This window comes from Pseudomonas sp. JZ114 (genome assembly GCF_051027705.1).
GTDB classification, from domain to species: domain Bacteria; phylum Pseudomonadota; class Gammaproteobacteria; order Pseudomonadales; family Pseudomonadaceae; genus Chryseomonas; species Chryseomonas luteola.
The window spans coordinates 2,881,887-2,899,212 of the sequence record NZ_CP069256.1 but is presented as its reverse complement, the minus strand read 5'-3'; the positions used below and the strand labels follow the sequence as shown (position 1 = coordinate 2,899,212).

20 protein-coding genes and 2 tRNA genes are annotated in these 17,326 nt (G+C 53.6%); 17 read left to right on the top strand and 5 right to left on the bottom strand.

Going from position 1 to position 17,326, the window contains the following annotated elements; all coding sequences use genetic code 11:
* Positions 1-8 precede the first annotated feature (8 nt).
* From pal to nadA, 6 genes are all read left to right on the top strand, one after another.
* Positions 9-524, top strand: coding sequence for a peptidoglycan-associated lipoprotein Pal (gene pal, locus JQR90_RS13635; RefSeq protein ID WP_010795178.1), 516 nt, complete (start codon positions 9-11; stop codon positions 522-524).
* A gap of 5 nt (positions 525-529) precedes the next feature.
* On the top strand, positions 530-1,351 hold the full coding sequence (gene ybgF / locus JQR90_RS13630; protein WP_010795177.1) for a tol-pal system protein YbgF: 822 nt from the start codon (positions 530-532) through the stop codon (positions 1,349-1,351).
* Between the two features lie 84 nt (positions 1,352-1,435).
* A complete protein-coding gene (gene queE, locus JQR90_RS13625) occupies positions 1,436-2,086 on the top strand; it encodes a 7-carboxy-7-deazaguanine synthase QueE (RefSeq protein ID WP_010795176.1) in 651 nt (216 codons plus the stop codon).
* A 1-nt stretch (position 2,087) separates the two neighbouring features.
* Positions 2,088-2,777, top strand: coding sequence for a 7-cyano-7-deazaguanine synthase QueC (queC, locus tag JQR90_RS13620; protein WP_010795175.1), 690 nt, complete (start codon positions 2,088-2,090; stop codon positions 2,775-2,777).
* A 46-nt stretch (positions 2,778-2,823) separates the two neighbouring features.
* A tRNA-Lys gene (locus JQR90_RS13615) sits at positions 2,824-2,899 on the top strand.
* Positions 2,900-2,983: 84 nt separating this feature from the next.
* A complete protein-coding gene (nadA, locus tag JQR90_RS13610; protein ID WP_010795174.1) occupies positions 2,984-4,042 on the top strand; it encodes a quinolinate synthase NadA in 1,059 nt (352 codons plus the stop codon).
* A 25-nt stretch (positions 4,043-4,067) separates the two neighbouring features.
* On the opposite strand, the gene JQR90_RS13605 is transcribed toward nadA, so the two are convergent.
* On the bottom strand, positions 4,068-5,501 hold the full coding sequence (locus JQR90_RS13605) for a M48 family metalloprotease (protein WP_434140064.1): 1,434 nt from the start codon (positions 5,499-5,501) through the stop codon (positions 4,068-4,070).
* A 104-nt stretch (positions 5,502-5,605) separates the two neighbouring features.
* Between JQR90_RS13605 and JQR90_RS13600 the strand changes: the two genes are divergently transcribed.
* Positions 5,606-5,857 carry a sulfurtransferase TusA family protein gene (locus tag JQR90_RS13600; RefSeq protein ID WP_010795172.1) on the top strand — a complete coding sequence of 84 codons (252 nt, stop codon included), beginning with the start codon at positions 5,606-5,608 and terminating at the stop codon, positions 5,855-5,857.
* Between the two features lie 31 nt (positions 5,858-5,888).
* Here JQR90_RS13600 and JQR90_RS13595 read toward each other — a convergent pair whose 3' ends face one another.
* Together JQR90_RS13595 and JQR90_RS13590 are read right to left on the bottom strand one after the other, a co-directional pair.
* On the bottom strand, positions 5,889-6,359 hold the full coding sequence (locus JQR90_RS13595; RefSeq protein ID WP_010795171.1) for a peroxiredoxin: 471 nt from the start codon (positions 6,357-6,359) through the stop codon (positions 5,889-5,891).
* A gap of 27 nt (positions 6,360-6,386) precedes the next feature.
* Positions 6,387-6,947 carry a glycine cleavage system protein R gene (locus JQR90_RS13590; protein WP_010795170.1) on the bottom strand — a complete coding sequence of 187 codons (561 nt, stop codon included), beginning with the start codon at positions 6,945-6,947 and terminating at the stop codon, positions 6,387-6,389.
* Positions 6,948-7,100: 153 nt separating this feature from the next.
* Here JQR90_RS13590 and dapA point away from each other — a divergent pair, with 153 nt between their 5' ends.
* From dapA to JQR90_RS13565, 5 genes are all read left to right on the top strand, one after another.
* The gene (gene dapA / locus JQR90_RS13585) at positions 7,101-7,979 is read left to right on the top strand and encodes a 4-hydroxy-tetrahydrodipicolinate synthase (RefSeq protein WP_010795168.1); all 879 of its coding nucleotides are present in this window, start codon (positions 7,101-7,103) and stop codon (positions 7,977-7,979) included.
* A 14-nt stretch (positions 7,980-7,993) separates the two neighbouring features.
* The gene (bamC, locus tag JQR90_RS13580; protein ID WP_010795167.1) at positions 7,994-9,175 is read left to right on the top strand and encodes an outer membrane protein assembly factor BamC; all 1,182 of its coding nucleotides are present in this window, start codon (positions 7,994-7,996) and stop codon (positions 9,173-9,175) included.
* On the top strand, positions 9,114-9,872 hold the full coding sequence (locus JQR90_RS13575; RefSeq protein ID WP_010795166.1) for an MBL fold metallo-hydrolase: 759 nt from the start codon (positions 9,114-9,116) through the stop codon (positions 9,870-9,872). Before bamC ends, JQR90_RS13575 begins: the two co-directional genes overlap by 62 nt.
* A 29-nt stretch (positions 9,873-9,901) precedes the next feature.
* Positions 9,902-10,612: a phosphoribosylaminoimidazolesuccinocarboxamide synthase gene (gene purC, locus JQR90_RS13570; RefSeq protein ID WP_010795165.1), complete on the top strand. Its 711-nt coding sequence runs from the start codon at positions 9,902-9,904 to the stop codon at positions 10,610-10,612.
* A 96-nt stretch (positions 10,613-10,708) separates the two neighbouring features.
* Positions 10,709-10,798: transfer RNA gene (locus tag JQR90_RS13565), tRNA-Ser, on the top strand.
* Positions 10,799-10,849: 51 nt separating this feature from the next.
* Here the strand turns inward: JQR90_RS13565 and JQR90_RS13560 are convergent.
* Both JQR90_RS13560 and treA read right to left on the bottom strand, forming a co-directional pair.
* Entirely contained in the window at positions 10,850-11,086 is a 237-nt protein-coding gene (locus JQR90_RS13560) for a hypothetical protein (protein ID WP_010795164.1), read from the bottom strand.
* 129 nt (positions 11,087-11,215) lie between these two features.
* Complete coding sequence (gene treA / locus JQR90_RS13555) at positions 11,216-12,871, bottom strand: alpha,alpha-trehalase TreA (RefSeq protein WP_051001249.1); 1,656 nt, start codon at positions 12,869-12,871, stop codon at positions 11,216-11,218.
* Positions 12,872-13,093: 222 nt separating this feature from the next.
* On the opposite strand from treA, the gene JQR90_RS13550 reads away from it, so the two are divergent.
* The 5 genes from JQR90_RS13550 (at position 13,094) to JQR90_RS13530 (ending at position 17,303) form a co-directional block, all read left to right on the top strand.
* Positions 13,094-13,405, top strand: a complete 312-nt coding sequence (locus JQR90_RS13550) for a hypothetical protein (RefSeq protein WP_019367186.1) — start codon at positions 13,094-13,096, stop codon at positions 13,403-13,405.
* Positions 13,406-13,528: 123 nt separating this feature from the next.
* Positions 13,529-14,281 carry a carbon-nitrogen hydrolase family protein gene (locus tag JQR90_RS13545; RefSeq protein ID WP_010795161.1) on the top strand — a complete coding sequence of 251 codons (753 nt, stop codon included), beginning with the start codon at positions 13,529-13,531 and terminating at the stop codon, positions 14,279-14,281.
* 111 nt (positions 14,282-14,392) lie between these two features.
* The gene (locus tag JQR90_RS13540) at positions 14,393-15,421 is read left to right on the top strand and encodes an ABC transporter substrate-binding protein (protein ID WP_010795160.1); all 1,029 of its coding nucleotides are present in this window, start codon (positions 14,393-14,395) and stop codon (positions 15,419-15,421) included.
* Between the two features lie 10 nt (positions 15,422-15,431).
* A complete protein-coding gene (locus JQR90_RS13535) occupies positions 15,432-16,220 on the top strand; it encodes a phosphate/phosphite/phosphonate ABC transporter substrate-binding protein (protein ID WP_434140063.1) in 789 nt (262 codons plus the stop codon).
* Positions 16,221-16,355: 135 nt separating this feature from the next.
* The gene (locus JQR90_RS13530; RefSeq protein ID WP_434140062.1) at positions 16,356-17,303 is read left to right on the top strand and encodes an ABC transporter substrate-binding protein; all 948 of its coding nucleotides are present in this window, start codon (positions 16,356-16,358) and stop codon (positions 17,301-17,303) included.
* Positions 17,304-17,326: the final 23 nt, after the last annotated feature.

The window sequence follows — 17,326 nt, the reverse complement described above, 5'->3', positions numbered from 1 at the left end:
AGTTAACGATGGAAATGCTGAAATTCGGCAAGTTCGCTGCTCTGGCTTTGGCCATGGCCGTTGCAGTAGGTTGTTCTTCCAAGGGTGGTGATGCTTCTGGTGAAGGTGCTGGCGCTGGCGCCGGTGCTGTCGATCCAAACGCAGGCTATGGCGCTAACGCCGGTGCCGTTGATGGCAGCATGAGCGACGAAGCCGCTCTGCGTGCTATCACTACATTCTATTTCGAATACGACAGCTCCGATCTGAAGCCGGAAGCCATGCGCGCTCTGGACGTTCATGCTCGTGACCTGAAAACTAGTGGTCAGCGCGTTGTACTGGAAGGCCATACTGACGAGCGCGGTACTCGTGAGTACAACCTGGCTCTGGGCGAGCGTCGTGCCAAGGCTGTTCAGCGTTACCTCGTACTGCAGGGCGTTTCTCCGGCTCAGCTGGAACTCGTTTCCTATGGTAAAGAGCGTCCTGCTGCTATCGGTCATGACGAGCAGTCCTGGGCTCAGAACCGTCGCGTTGAGCTGAAGAAGTAAGATCTATGCCGAAGCGCCTGTTTGTACTGACATCGTTGGCTCTGTGCACTTCCTTTGTATGGGCACAGGTACCGGTTCAGGAAGGGGGATATGGTGGGAGCGGTTCTACTCCCGGCTATAGCACCCAAGGCGCTCCCTATGCAGGGGATGGGGGCGCTAGCGCCCCTGTCTCTGCACAGGGGCAGCTCTTCATGCAATTGCAGCAGATGCAGGATGATATTGCGCGCCTGCGTGGTCAGGTTGAAGAGCAGCAAAATGAAATCAATCAGCTAAAACAGCAAGGACTGGAACGTTACCAGGACCTTGATCGGCGAATTTCTGCAAGTGCTTCTTCTGGAGCGCCAGCGAATGCCACTGGTGGTAATGATGCTGGTTCGTCTGCAGGGGCCATCAATGCGAACGCCGCACCTGTTCCGCCAGCTTCTCAGGCCAACAGCGAGCCTGGTGATCCCGCAAAGGAAAAGCTGTATTACGATGCGGCTTTTGATCTGATCAAGGCAAAGGATTTTGCCAAGGCAAGCCAAGCCTTTACAGCGTTTCTGCGTAAGTATCCCAATAGCCAGTATGCGGGAAATGCCCAATATTGGTTAGGCGAAGTCAATATGGCTTCCGGGGATTTACAAGCCGCAGGACAGGCGTTTGCACGCGTAAGTCAGGCTTACCCAAATCATCCCAAGGTTCCAGACTCTCTTTACAAGCTGGCTGATGTTGAGCAGCGGCTTGGAAATCGAGACAAGGCTAAAGCAATGTACCAACAGGTCATTGCGCAGTATCCTGGATCGTCTGCCGCACAATTAGCCCAGCGTGATCTCAAAAACCTGCCCTAACGGCAGGTTTTTTCGTTAGAATCCGCCTCCCTTTTTTCGCAACGGAGGCGGACGGCCTGTATCGCTGTCACGCCCGTGGCCTACATGCAACAAAATACTCTGCGTATTACCGAGATTTTCTACTCGCTGCAGGGGGAAACACGAACAGCTGGCTTGCCAACTGTTTTCGTGCGCCTTACAGGCTGTCCCTTGCGTTGCCAATATTGCGATACGGCTTATGCCTTCAGCGGCGGCCAGATCATGTCGCTGGACGAAATCGTTGAGCGTGTCGCTCAGTATAAGCCTCGCTATGTGTGTGTAACAGGAGGCGAGCCGCTTGCCCAGCCAAACTGCTTACCCCTGCTAGAGCGCCTATGTGACGCTGGCTATGAGGTGTCACTTGAAACCAGTGGTGCGCTCGACGTCGCGCCTGTAGATCGGCGAGTCGTCAAGGTCGTCGATCTGAAGACGCCCGGCTCTGCTGAGGTCTCTCGCAATCTGTACGACAACATTGATCATCTTACGCCAAACGATCAGGTGAAGTTCGTGATTTGCTCACGTGAAGATTACGAGTGGGCTGTGTCTAAGCTGATTCAGTATCGCCTTGATGAGCGGGTGGATGAGGTGTTGTTTTCCCCTAGCCATCAGCAGGTTACCCCGCGTCAGTTGGCTGAGTGGATTGTAGAAGACAATCTGCCGGTACGCTTTCAGTTGCAGCTGCATAAAATTCTTTGGAATGACGAGCCAGGACATTGATATGAACCAGAAAAAAGCCGTTATCTTGCTGTCTGGTGGTCTGGATTCTGCCACGGTTGTCGCCATGGCTCGGGCTGAGGGCTTTGCCTGCTACACCATGAGCTTTGATTATGGGCAACGTCATAGAGCCGAGCTCAAGGCCGCTGAACGTGTGGCAACTCAGTTGGGTGTGGTCGAACACAAAGTGATCGGTCTGAACCTGAATGGTATTGGCGGCTCGGCGTTGACCGATAGCACTATCGATGTGCCGGAAGCACCTACCGAGGGTATTCCTGTCACCTATGTACCTGCCCGTAATACCGTTTTTCTTTCGCTTGCCTTGGGTTGGGCTGAGGTGCTCGAGGCTCAGCATATCTTTATTGGTGTTAATGCGGTGGATTACTCAGGCTATCCAGATTGCCGCCCTGAATTTGTTGAGTCCTTTGAGCGTATGGCTAATCTTGCCACCAAGGCGGGCGTTGAGGGCAATGGCTTTAAAATCATAGCACCGCTCCAGTTCATGTCGAAGGCTGAGATTATCCAGTGGGGCGTCGCGAATGGGGTGGACTACTCCCTAACCGTCTCCTGCTACAAGGCTGACGACGAAGGGCGTGCCTGTGGGCGATGTGACAGTTGCCGCTTGCGTGCAGAAGGATTCCGTGCGGCACACCTTGAAGATCCAACGCGATATTTTTTAAAAAAGTTGCGCTAGGGTATTGATTATCCAGAAGAAATCATTATTATAGCACTCGCTTTCGGGGTCGTTAGCTCAGTCGGTAGAGCAGTTGGCTTTTAACCAATTGGTCGTAGGTTCGAATCCTACACGACCCACCATTTTCCTCCCCTTGTTGTTTCCTTAGATCGCCGCTTCCTGGCGATACACTCCTTCTGTCCCTTTAGCGTTTGGGTGTAGCGAGCATGTCGCAAATCTCGGAACGACTTCTGGTTCAAGCCCATCTCGCGGCTAAGCAGCCTAAAATTTTAAGTGCAGCTGAAACAGAGCATTTTAGCCATGCCATTGCAGCTGAGCTCAAGGCGCGTGACGCTGTTCTACTTGCGCATTACTACACCGATCCCATTCTGCAAGCGCTTGCCGAGGAAACGGGCGGGTGCGTGGCAGACTCGCTCGAAATGGCACGCTTTGGTAACCAGCATAAGGCCTCTACCGTCGTGGTGGCAGGGGTGCGTTTCATGGGAGAAACTGCCAAGATTCTCAATCCCGAGAAGCGAGTGCTCATGCCTACGCTGGAGGCTACTTGTTCGCTGGATATCGGGTGCGGAGCTCAGGAGTTCGCTGCGTTCTGCGATAAGCATCCCGAGCGGACGGTAGTAGTTTATGCCAATACTTCAGCTGCCGTAAAAGCCAGGGCAGATTGGGTTGTAACCTCTGGCTGTGCCCTGGATATCGTTGAGCACCTGATGGATAACGGCGAACCTATTCTTTGGGCACCGGACCGTCATCTAGGCCGCTACATTCAGCGGGAAACAGGTGCCGATATGCTGCTTTGGGATGGCGCCTGCATCGTTCATGAGGAGTTCAAGTCTTCTCAGCTGACTGATATCAAATCGCTCTATCCTGATGCTGCGGTTCTGGTGCATCCCGAATCTCCTGAGGCTGTGATCGAGCTGGCAGACATGGTTGGTTCAACCAGTCAAATGATCAAGGCTGCACAGACGATGCCCAACTCGACGTTTATTGTCGCAACGGATAAAGGCATTTTTTACAAAATGCAGCAGTTGTGTCCTGACAAAGTATTCATTGAGGCGCCTACGGCGGGTAATGGTGCTGCTTGTCGTAGTTGTGCGCATTGCCCTTGGATGGCCATGAATACCTTGGAGCGTACGCTGGCCTGTTTGCAGGAGGGTAGCGGTGAGGTTCTGGTTGATCCTTCCCTGATACCTAGGGCAGTAAAACCACTCAAGCGCATGCTGGACTTTACCCAGGCAGCAAGATTAAGGCAGACAGGAAACGCCTGATGGGCGTTTCCTGTCCTGTTTCCTATCACATAATTTCTTCAGCAGTTCGCTTTTGCGTAATTATTTCCTGCTGACGTGCATCTATCCGCGCCGCTAACTGAAAATTATTTGAAGCACGCTGTTTTGCAAATCCCAGCTGCTGTATGGCCTGATCATAATCACCTGTCAGGGCAAAGTATTCGGCACGGGCCTGATGGACCTCTATCAGCTGACCCGCTTGGCCGCGCACCTCTGCAGCCCGGTACCATACATCAGGGTCCAGTGGGCGCGCTTTGATTACCTTGTCCAGTAAAGCGCTGGCATCCTTGGGCTTATCGAGCTTAACCAGTAGATCGGCTTGTAGCATGTTGACCGCGAAGTTATCGGGATACATTTCCATCATTCTCGCTACGCGCTTTTGTGCGTCAGGCAGCCGGTTATTGGTAATGTCGAGCTCGATCTGGGCCAGGTTGTACGTGACATCGTTTGGAGAGGCATCCAGTAAAGGCTTAAGCGTTTCGCGTGCTTCATTGAGCTGGCCGAGGCGAGTCAAGCCAACAGCAAGGCCATAACGTGCTGCTTCCAACTTTGGGTTTTCATCCAACATGGCACGAAAGCGCTTGACGGCTATGCCTGGAGTTTCCTCGAAAAGCAGCTGAACCCTTGCGCGCATCAGTTGATACTGCAGGCTGTCTTCTCGTCCTCCTGCGGGATACTGATCTGCACGGTTACGAGTATCTGCAACGCGATTCTCTGTTACCGGGTGGGTGAGGAGAAACTCGGGTGGTCGCTGATCGTAACGGTATTGCCTAGCCAATCGGCTAAACATATTGGGCATGCCTCGTGGGTCATAGCCAGCCTTAGCCAAGTTGATCAGGCCTACCCGGTCCGCTTCCTGCTCGTTCTGACGAGAGAAGCGGAGTTGACTTTGTATGGCGGCTGCCTGTGTAGAGGCAATCGCTGCGATACCGGCATCACCACCGCCAGCAGCAGCGGCCACAATGCCGGCCAGCATGGCTGCCATCAACGGTAGTTGCATGCGCTTCTGATTTTCGACGCCTCGTGCAAAGTGCCGCTGGCTCAGGTGGGCTAATTCGTGCGCGAGGACGCCTGCATACTCAGCTTCGGTCTGGGCATACAGGAATAGCCCCCCATTGACGCCTACGACCCCACCGGGGGCAGCAAATGCGTTAATTTGTGGGTCTTTGATCAGGATGAATACGAGGCGGTGATCTTGAATCTGGCTCGTCTCGGCCAGTCTATAAACACTGCTTTCCACGAACTGCTTGAGTTGTGGGTCGGTCAGTGTCGTGACTTGCCCCCTGAGCATACTCAACCAGGTGCGGCCAAGCTGAAACTCCTGTTCAGGAGAGACAACTGAAGAGCTTGCATCCCCTAGCGACGGTAGATCAGTGGCTGCGGGAGCGGGTACAGCTATCAGGCAGGACAGACCAAGAAGGGCAGGGCGCAAAAATTTCATAGGGGCGCTCATGACTGCAAAACCCTTACTTTATCTGTCCCCACAGCTGCTGCCTAGCGATGAAAGGCCGTGAACGTTATCCTTGGGATTTATGGAGTTTTCTTATGAGTGAATCCAGTACTTATACAGGGCCGTGTGATGCGGAGCTGGATGCCAGTGGATTAAGTTGCCCACTGCCATTGCTGAAAGCCAAAATGGAACTGAACCGCTTGGCCTCTGGCTCGGTATTGAAGGTCACGGCAACGGATGCCGGCTCGCAGCGTGATTTCAGGACCTTTGCCCAGTTGTCAGGGCATGCATTGATCGGCGAGCAGGCACAGGAAAACGTATTTCATTATTGGTTGCGCAAGGCATGAAGTGCAGGGAGGCAGAAGCCTCCCTTGGAAATCAACTGTTCAGGGCCTGGGCCTCTGCTAGAACGTCTTCCACGTGTCCCGGGACCTTTACCCCACGCCATTCCCGGCGAAGAATCCCTTCCTTGTCGATCAGGAAGGTACTGCGGTCGACTCCCATATACTCCTTGCCGTACAGCTTCTTCAATTTGATCACATCAAACAGCGTACACAACGCTTCTGATTTGTCACTGATCAGATCGAATGGAAATGCCTGCTTGGCTTTGAAGTTTTCATGGGACTTGATGCCGTCGCGGGAGACACCAATTATTACGGTATTGGCAGCCTGGAATGCTTCGTAATGATCGCGAAACCCCTGGCCTTGGGTTGTGCAGCCCGGCGTGCTGTCTTTGGGATAAAAATACAATACAACCTGCCGACCCCTGAACGTGTCAAGCGACAGGTCCTTTCCGCCAGTAGCAGCCGCTATGAAATCGGGAACGGGTTGATCAACGGTAACTGTCATGTTCGTTTCTTCACTTAGCTTACTGGATTACGGGTTCTGAGGTCGCCAGGGCTCGATCAGCGCGTCAAGGTTCAGTGCGTCCGCAAAGTCCAAGAATTGATCCCGTAGCCAACTGATCTGAGTACCGGCTGGCAGAATGACCGTAATGGTCGCTGTCAGCATGGTGCCGCCTGTCTGGGGCGCCTGATAAGTATCGCAAACCAGGCTTTCTACCTCTATGCGATGGTCGGTAAAGAACTGGCAGAGTTCATTGAGAATATCCGAGCGATAGGCCGCACTGACATAAACGACGTACGGTAGGGCTTGCGCTCGGTTTTCCAACGCTGCGCTACGTGTTACACCAATCGTGAAACCTTGTCGCTTTGCCAGAGCAGGTAAACTGGACTCCAGTCGAGCCAGGCCGTCCCAGTTGCCGGACACTTGAAGGATCAGTGCGCTGAATTCGCCGTGTCGGCTCAGGCGGCTGCTGACGACCGCGCAGCGGCTTTCCAAACACGTGCGATAGAGCACATTGGTTAGCTCCATAGGGTTGGAGCCCAGCGCACTGATAACTAGAAATTGCTCACGAGGCGGTGGTGTAGCAGACATTCAGTGTTTCCTGATGATGAAACCGGTAGACCGGCCAAAACCGAAGGGTAGCGAAAAGCGCGTTGTTGGGGAATGCCTTACCGGAGCTTGGCTTGTGCAAGGCTGGTAGCGTCAGTACCATTACGGCTCTCTTTTCTCGGCAGGAGCGGTTGCATGATCACAGGCAGTATGGTGGCGCTGGTCACGCCCATGGATGCACAGGGGCATCTGGACTGGTCCAGCCTGACCAAGCTGGTTGATTTTCATCTGACCGAAGGCACCAATGCCATCGTTGCGGTCGGAACAACTGGCGAGTCCGCCACTCTGGATGTAGAAGAACACACCGAGGTCATTCGCCGTGTAGTCAAACAGGTGGCTGGCCGTATTCCCGTCATTGCAGGGACGGGCGGCAATTCCACGCGTGAGGCGGTTGATCTGACGCAGGCGGCCAAGGATGCAGGTGCGGACGCTTGCCTGCTGGTTACGCCTTACTACAACAAGCCTACTCAGGAAGGCCTCTATCAGCATTTCCGGCATATCGCCGAATCCGTAGCGATTCCCCAGATCCTTTACAATGTGCCCGGGCGTACGGCCTGTGACATGTTGGCCGAGACGGTAGAACGGCTTTCGACAGTGCCGAATATCGTTGGTATCAAGGAAGCGACAGGCGATTTGCAGCGCGCCCGTGACATTCTGGATCGTGTGAGCAGCGATTTCATGCTGTACTCCGGTGATGATGCCACGGCTGTTGAACTGATGTTGATGGGCGGCAAAGGCAATATTTCTGTTACAGCCAACGTGGCGCCCCGTGACATGAGCGAACTTTGCGCGGCTGCCCTGCGTGGCGACGCCGAGACTGCTCGTGCGCTTAATGAAAAATTGATGCCTCTGCACAAGAACCTGTTCATTGAGTCCAATCCGATCCCGGTCAAGTGGGCGTTGCATGAAATGGGAATGATGCCTGAGGGTATCCGTCTTCCTCTGACCTGGTTGAGTCCGCGCTGTCATGAGCCGCTTCGCCAGGCAATGCGTCAGTCCGGTGTGCTGGCCTGATGGAGAATTTACGCATGAAGCGACTGGCTGGACTAACAACACTTGCCGTAGTAATCAGCACGACCAGTGGGTGTGGCTGGCTATGGGGCGAGCACGGGTATTTTCGTGATCGCAGTAATGATTATCTGGAGTCGCGTCAAACGGCTCCGATGCAGGTTCCGACTGATGTTCAGGCCAAGTCCTTGCAGCCCCTGCTACCCATTCCCGCTAACGTAGCGGATACCCAGGACCATCCTGCAGAGTTCGAGGCTCCACGGCCTCAAGCATTGGCTGTCCAGGCTGATACGGGTAGCTATAGCCTGCAGCGCAATGGTAAGGCCCGCTGGGTTGTCGCTCAAAAGCAGCCTGCCGAGATCTGGCCGGTGGCCAATCAGTTCTTTACCGATAATGGCTTCGTGATTGGTGAGGCACGTCCGCAGACCGGTGAGTTCACGACACGCTGGCAACCTTTGACCGACCTGACGACACCGTTGGCTCGCAGCTTGAGCACAGGTGGTGATATCGAGCCGGGCTCCGAAACACGTATTCGGGTGCGGATCGAGCCAGGGGTTTCCAGCAACACCAGTGAAATCTTTGTACAAAGCCAGACGCGCAAGACTGGCAGCAGCAGTGAGCCGAACTGGTCTTCTCGCTCTGATACATCGGCCTTCGATGCAGCCCTGCTGAATGAAATGGTAACCAGTCTGGCAAGTGCCGATACCCAAGGTGGTTCAGTATCTCTGTTGGCTGCTGGTTCCTACGATACGCCTGAGCGGGTCTCCTATACGAGAGATGGCAATGGCGACCCGATGCTGAGCCTGACGAGCGACTTTGATCGTGCCTGGTCCAGTGTCGGTCGTGCCCTGGAAGGCGCTAACATACGCGTTGACGATATGGACCGTAGCTTGGGGGTGTACTACATCAATCTGGCTGAGGGTGCACGCAAGCCCAACGAGGACAAACCTGGGTTCTTCAAGCGCCTGTTTGGTCATGAGCCCTCCAAGGAAGAAGAAAACGCTCGTGCCGAGCGTTATCAGGTTCGTCTGACCAATGTAGGCGATGCTGTTCAAGTCACGCTGGATAAAGACATCAACACCGTAGCGCCAGCCGATATGGCCGAGACGGTGCTGAAAAAGCTACAGACGAGCATGCAATATGCGCTTCGCGGTCCTAGGCAGCGGGAGTCGGGGGAATTCAACCCTGGTTCACAGCCATAACACCTACATACTGATCGATTGCGGTTTTCCGCTACGTGAAACGATAAGACGCCTGGCTCGCCTGGGCGTCGAACCTACACAACTTGATGCCATTCTCGTTACCCATGAGCATTCCGACCATGTTCATGGGGTCGAGCTGTTATCGCGTCGTTATGGGATTCCGGTTTATCTGACCGAGGGTACAGTGCGCGGCTTACGCAAGCCTATTGCTGCTACAACGGTACTGGCAGCAGGCGATACGCTCGAGTTAGAAGCCATTGAGATCAAAAGCGTTCCTGTGTCTCATGATGCATACGATCCGACACAGTTCGTCTTCTTTGATGGCCGGCGTCGCTTGGGTGTACTTACCGATCTGGGCGAGGCTACAACGACAGTACTGGAGTGTTATCGTGATCTGGACGCCCTAGTGATCGAGGCGAACCACGACCGGCAAATGCTGGATGAAGGTTTGTATCCCTATTTTCTGAAAGCGCGGGTCAGTGGATCACACGGTCATTTAAGTAATCAGCAGGCGGCCTCGCTGGTTTGCCGCTTGCAATGCGATGCCCTGCAGCATCTTGTGTTGGCGCATCTGAGTGAAAAGAACAATCGGCCGCATCTGGCTCGGCAAACGTTCGTCGACACCCTGGGGTGCGATGCGGACTGGCTGCAGGTCGCCGATCAGCACGAAGGTCTTGGTTGGCAGCTCATTGCCTGAACCTTCGATTATTTAAAAGCGGAGCCATCATGGAAAAACGCACCGAACTCTACCGCGGCAAAGCCAAGTCTGTGTTCACGACGGACAACCCGGACCGTCTCATTCTTCTCTTTCGCAATGATACGTCTGCGTTCGACGGTCAAAAGGTAGAGCAGCTTGATCGTAAAGGCATGGTGAACAACAAGTTCAACGCCTTCATCATGCAAAAGCTTGAGGCCGCAGGGATTCCAACCCAATTCGATGCGTTGCTTGCGGACAATGAATGTCTGGTTAAAAAGCTCGACATGATTCCTGTGGAGTGTGTGGTTCGTAACTATGCTGCTGGTAGCCTAGTGCGTCGTCTGGGTGTTGAGGAAGGGCTGGAGCTTTCCCCGCCCACGTTTGAGCTGTTCCTCAAGAATGATGCGTTGCACGATCCCTTTATCAACGAAACCCATGTCTATGCATTTGGTTGGGCTACGCCTGAACAGCTGTCTCGCATGAAAGAGCTGACGTTCCAGGTGAACGACGTGCTGAAAAAGCTGTTCGATGACGCAGGGCTGCTGCTGGTGGATTTCAAGCTGGAGTTTGGTGTGCACCATGGCCAGATTGTGCTGGGCGATGAATTCAGCCCTGATGGCTGCCGTCTATGGGATAAGGAAACCCGTAAGAAGATGGACAAGGATCGCTTTCGCCAAGGGCTGGGGGACGTTATCGAGGCCTATGAAGAAGTGGCTAACCGCCTAGGCGTACCGCTCTAAGGTTGGCAGGCGACTTTTGCAAACGCCTGATAATGGTAGAAATTTTGCATTCAAGGCTTCGCCTGATGCATTTCAGCTGTTATCATGCGCTGCATTGGAGAGGTGCCGGAGTGGCCGAACGGGACGGATTCGAAATCCGTTGAGTCAGCAATGGCTCCTAGGGTTCAAATCCCTATCTCTCCGCCATACTAAAAAGCCCCGCAGTTATGCTGCGGGGCTTTTTTATTTCTATACAGCTCAAATCAAATTATTTTCTTTTTTCCACGCCTCGAAGTGTTCGAGCTCAAGACGTATGTCTTCTCCTTTTTCAAGGGATTCTTGCATTGAGCGGATACGGATCAGGCGCTCATGCATGGCCTCCGGGATATCGAGACCTTCCTCCTGATGCGCTTTGATTTCATTTACACCTTCGTCCAACGCATTAGAAAGGTGTTGTTTCAGGTCAGCGATATTGTGGGAAGTCGTGTCGATCATGGGCGCTCCGGTAACGGGTGTATTGCTCAGCCTAGGCGATAGGAACGAAAGCTGTGAAAAGCCAGGACGTCCATGCCTAGCGAGGCAACCAAAGGGCAAAGAGATAGACTTGCCCTTTGGTTAATGGTGTCAGGGTTGCGCATTAGCTGGTGGTTGCTGATAGAGGTCGAGTAGTTTCAGCGTGACACCGTTGGTCCAGCCAAAGCCATCCTGCAGTTTGTACTCACCACCGCCACCTCCCTGGCTTGAACCCTCCACATCATATTTCTCGACCAGTTTGTGCTCTTTAGTGAACAGCGTCTGCACCTGATCAAGGAAACCCTGGCCGATGGTTCTGGCTAGATCCTGCTGGTCATAGCGACGCAAGCCTTCTACGGCGATCCATTGAAGCGGAGCCCAGCCATTGGGAGAGTCCCACTGCTGTCCGTTATGGATTTGCGTAGTGACAAGCCCACCGGTTTTGACCAGATTCTTTTCAACAGTCAATGCGGTTTGCCGGGCTCTATCGGAATTGGCGATCCCTGCATAAAGAGGATAGAGCGTAGCGGCTGTGATCTGATCGCTGAGTTGATTCTTCTGCCAATCGTAGTCAGCGTAATAGCCCTTGTTGTTCCACAGGTGTTTCTCTATGGCAGCCTTTCGCGCTTCTGCACGCTGGCTGTAGCGTTGCGTACAAGTCGACATGGCGTTCTTTTCACAAGCAAGTGCAATTGTGGTTTCCAGATGATGGAGAAGGCTGTTGAGGTCTACCGGAACGATAGCGGTTGTACGGATAGTCGCGAGAGTTTTCCCATCACCCAGCCAGCGTGACGTGTAGTCCCAGCCACTTTCTGCCCCGGCTCGCAGGTCTCGGTAAACCTCATTGACCGGGCGATTAGCAGCCTTGGCTGCCGTTTCCTTGTCTTGCATGTAGGATTCCTGGCGAGGTGTATCGCTGGCATCCCAGTAGCGGTTGAATAGCGTACCGTCAGCCAGACGAACAACGTGCTGGGCAGCCTCGCCAGGCTTTAGCGTTTGCGAACCTTCCATCCAATAAGCGTATTCCTTTTGCAATTGCGGAAGGTAACGGCGATAGACTTCATCCCCCTCCGTCTTTGCCTCCAGTTCAACCATATAAGAGAAGAAGGGTGGCTGGGAGCGGCTCAGATAGTAGGTGCGATTGCCATTGGGGATATGGCCATAGGTATCGATCAGGTAGGCGAAGTTATCCAGCATCTGACGCGCCAACTTCGTTTGTCCACTCTCTACCAGGCCAAGCATGGTGAAGTAGGAGTCCCAATAGTACAGCTCGCGAAAGCGACCCCCCGGAACAACATAGGGGTAGGGTAGCGGCAGCATACTGCTATATGCCGGTACCTTCTCATAATGTCGCGTGAGTACAGGCCAGAGGTTATCGATATGTTCACGGATATCGGTACCTGTCTGAGGCTTTTGGGTTTCAGCAGCTCCTGATGGCTCGAAGTTGTCCGCCACAAAGCGTCTGAGATCAAAGCCAGGGTTGGCTCGTTGCGCCAAGTAGTCCGCCCGGATAGTGGCGGGAGGCCTTAGCGGTAGGGCATCGACAAAATGCTTTTGATCGTCGAACAACCATTGCTGCTGTACGGCTGCAAATAATTCCGGGTACGCCTGGTCTGGTGGGAGCGCCTGATGCTGTTGGGCATTTTGATAGCTCCACATCTCGGATCTGTCTGTAGCAGTGGCACAGGCACCCAACAGAACAACCGAAGCGGAAAAGGCCAGAAGCCGAGTGGATCGATAAGCGTGGCGGACGAGAGGAAATGTCATGGAAAACCCATTCTGATCATTCTCAACCATCGACCAGCTGATTATCCGGCAAGTTCGTCCAGTCAAGCTTTGTTTTTTGTTCGGCTATTGAAAACGGTCAGGTTCATTTTGAAGTTTTGCCCGCAATAGCCTTTTTCTTTTGCGGAGATTTACGCTTTTTTGATAAATGGCCAATTGCTATCAGGTAAGATAAGAAACCTTGTCTTTCGGTGTGCTTGACCGATGCATTTCTCTACTGTGAGTTATCGCTATTTGAAGGCCGGTACTATTTACCAGGTAGAAATTGACTCGCCTGCTTCTGGTCGCACTCAGGATATTTACGAGGCTGTTTTTCGTCATTTGGTCAATTTTGAAAGCGAACCAATCATTGTGGCCATGATGCTCAACAATGGTGGGAAGGCTGTTATCCAGAACAAGCGCTTCGATCCTGAGATCAAGACGACTCATATGGTCTCAACTATCGAGACACTTGAAATCTGCATGGATTATGAAAACTGGGTAGAAGTCATTCTGTTGCCCTTGCCTAGGGACTGACTGCACCCATCACTTTCTACCCCTTTACTACCTGTCTTGTCGGGTATGGCTCGGACGTTATGTTGACGTCATGGGTTTGTTATATGGCATCCTCTGGCCTTCCAACCTTGCCGGGATGTGCCGATGAGTTCTACAGGTATCGTAATCGCTGCTGCACAGATCACGCCGGTTGGTCATGACATTCAAGCCAATGTCGAGCGCCATGTCCGTGTAATCGAACAGGCTGCTCGGCAAGGCGTCGACTTTCTTGTTTTTCCTGAGTTGTCACTGACAGGGTATGAGCGGAAGACGGCTAGCCAGAATGCGTTGTTGCCCAATGACTCTCGCTTGGTGCCGTTGCGTAAGGCTACTGCTCAGACAGGCATATCAATCCTGGCAGGCATGCCGTTAAGTTCGACAGGGAAGCCGCTTATTGCGGCGCTGGTAATAGGTGCGGGGCGGGACGACGTGCTATATACCAAGCGATACCTGCACGAAGGTGAAGACCAGGCATTTCAGGCGGGAAGCGGTGGGCCACTGCTACTTCTTGAGAACGAGCGCATAGCCTTGGCCATATGTGCCGACACAAGTCACCCCGAGCATGCTGCGAGTGCGGCTCAGGCGGGTGCTTCTCTTTATGTCACCAGCGCTCTGATTACGCCAGGTGGTTTTGAAGCTGATACTGCGCAGCTAAGGTCATATGCGCAGATTCATGGCTTTCCTGTCCTGTTGGCTAACCATGTAGGCGAAACCGGTGGCTGGCTTGCGACCGGACGTAGTACGTTCTGGCTGCCTGATGGTGAAATTGTTATCCAGGCGCCACATGACCGTGAAGCGCTCGTAATCGCGTCCCGTAATGGTTATACCTGGCAGGGGCGGGTGGTACTGCTGAGTTGAGACTACACCGTTACGGATTGTTGAAATACTGTGAGGTAGCCGCTCAGTACGAGCTGCATGAGCAATTTAGCGACAGGCGAAGACCTTGTTGCCAAGCATGAAGGAGCTTCCATGCGTATCTCTTTGTCCATTCTTGCGATTGTCACAAGTCTGGGTATGACACATTACACCTACGCTGATGAGGTGAAATGTCCCTATGATAAGCCTGTGATATTTGCAGGTCTCAACTGGGAGAGCGGCATGTTCGCCACTGAAGTGCTGCGCTTTCTGGTGGAAAAGGGCTATGGCTGCAAGACCGATGCGATTCCCGGCAATACAGTAACGATGGAAAATGCGCTGGCGCAAAACGATATTCAGGTAACAGGCGAGCAGTGGGCTGGCCGTAGCCCTTTTTGGCGTGAGGCGGAGAAGGCCGGCAAGGTGTTCTCGGTTGGAGAAACGGTCAAGGGTGCTACGGAGGGATGGTGGGTTCCAGAATATCTGGTTAAGGGCGATTCGGCTCGTGGGATTGAGGCCAAGGCGCCTGAGCTGAGGTCTGTAACGGATTTGTCGCGATACAAGGATCTGTTCAAGGATCCTGAATCACCCGACAAAGGCCGTTTCTATAATTGCCCGACTGGCTGGACCTGTGAAATCGTCAATACGCAAAAGCTCAAGGCCTACAAGTTAACTGACAGTTTTACGAATTTCCGTACTGGAACCGGTCCAGCCCTGGACGCAGCCATCAGTACGGCTATCCGCAGAGGCGAGCCGATCGTGTTTTACTACTGGTCGCCTACGCCGTTGATGGGCCGCTTCAAGCTGATACAGCTTGAGGAGCCACCGTTCAGTCAGCAAGCCTGGGAAACACTTTCCGACTCCAAGAATCCCAGTCCTCTACCGTCCCGCTCGCTCCCTGCGAAGATTACGATCGGCATCTCGAAAGATCTGCATGACCAGGCACCTGAGCTTGTACAGCTGTTTGAAAAGGTGCAAATACCGCTTCCATTATTCAACAACATATTGGCCGAAATGTCGGAGAAACATAAGGATGCCGATGCGATGAGCCTGGCGTTCTTCAAGGAACATCGCGATATATGGTCTGCCTGGCTTTCGGCTGATGCCGCGGCGCGGGTGGATGCCGCCTTGAACGCACAGTGAGTATTTATCCGTGACATCGTTAGCTACATGGCCCATGTACGTTACGCCTGAACCGGTACGCGAGGCCGGTCAGATCTTTATCGAGCGGGTCCTGGCGCATCTGGGTATTCAACAATGTGAGGAAGCGCCCGCTGATCTCATGGCGCAATGGTCATCACCGAGCCTGTTGTTATCTCAGAGCTGCGGCTATCCGGTGATGACGCGCCTGCGCGACAAGGTTCAGATCGTAGCAACGCCTTGTTATGAGCTGAGCGGCTGTGAAGGTGCTCAGCACCGCAGTTTTATCGTGATCCACGCAGATGATGAGCGCAGTACCCTGGAGGCCTTTCGAGGTGCGCGTGTGGTCATCAACGCGCTGGACTCCAATAGCGGCATGAATTTATTAAGGGTGACGGTCGCGCCCATGGCTGAAAAGGGGCGATTCTTTGGTGAGGTCAAGGCCAGCGGTGCCCATGTGACAAGCCTGGAGTTACTCAGCCGCGGCGAGACGGAATTGACAGCTATTGATTGCGTCACCTGGGGGTACCTTGAGCGTTATGCGCCTGACACGTTAGCCCGCACACGAGTTCTTGCCCGCACGGAGCTGACGCTTGCGTTGCCGATCATTACCGCAGCGTCACGTAGTCTGGAAGAGGTACAGCAGATGCAGCACGTGTTGAATGAGGTCCTGCAGGAGCAGCCTGCGCTGGCTGAAACACTGGCTATTCGCTCGTTTGTACCGGCCTCCCTTGACGATTATCGAGTGATTCTTGCCCAGCGTGATCGAGCAATGGTCGCTGGATATCCCATTATTGCATGAGTAGCCGGACAGGCTTTTTCCTGTTTCGCTGTAGTTTTTATGAAACTGCAGAGGGCATCCAGGCTCAAAACAGCCGCTTCGATAGGTAACGACTTTTCGCGCCGGGCAGGCGTATGGATGCTAAGGATGCAGATCATGAACGCAAGAAATGGCCTGGCGGTAGGCCTTTTGGCGCTGGGGCTGGTTATAGGCAACGCGCAGGCAGCCGGTTGGTGTGAGTCTGGTAAGCCAGTCAAGTTCGCCGGTGTGAACTGGGAAAGCGGGATGCTTCTCACCGAGCTGATGTCGACAGTCTTGAGGGAAGGCTACGGCTGTAAGACCGATAGTATTCCAGGTAACTCGATTACGTTGGAGGCTGCACTTTCCTCTAATGATATTCAGGTTTTTGCTGAAGAGTGGATCGGTCGTAGTGACGTCTGGAATAAAGCCGCTGATACAGGCAAGGTAGTAGGCGTTGGTACACCCATCAAAGGTGCGACGGAAGGCTGGTACGTGCCGCGCTATCTGGTGGAAGGCAAGAATGCCAAGGCTCCAGATCTCAAGTCCATCAGTGATCTGCCTAAATACGCCAAGCTGTTTCGCGATCCAGAGGAGCCTGGGAAAGGTCGATTTTATAATTGCCCAGCCGGCTGGACATGCGAGCTGGAAAATACCGAGATGCTCGAACGCTATGGATTGGCCGACACATTTACCAATTTTCGCCCTGGCACAGGGCCGGCACTGGATGCCGCAATCCTATCGGCCGTGAAGCGCAAGCAGCCCATCTTGACCTATTACTGGTCGCCTACGCCACTATTGGGGCGAGCGGATCTCATCAAGCTGGCCAGCAAACCGGGAGATGAGAAAGCCATAACGGTGCAGGCTGGATTGTCCAAACCTTTTTATGAAAACGCCCCGGAGCTTGTTGCCGTTCTGGAAAAGGTCAACGTGCCGATTGACCTGTTGAACAAGGCGTTGGCAGAACAGGCCGAGTATAAGCAGGACGCGCCTACCGCTGCCAGAGCTTTTCTGAAGGCGCACCCCGATGTCTGGCATGAATGGGTTGATGCTGCCGCTGCACAAAAAATCGAGGCCTCTTTGTAGGCTTTCGCAGGTCATGTGAGGGT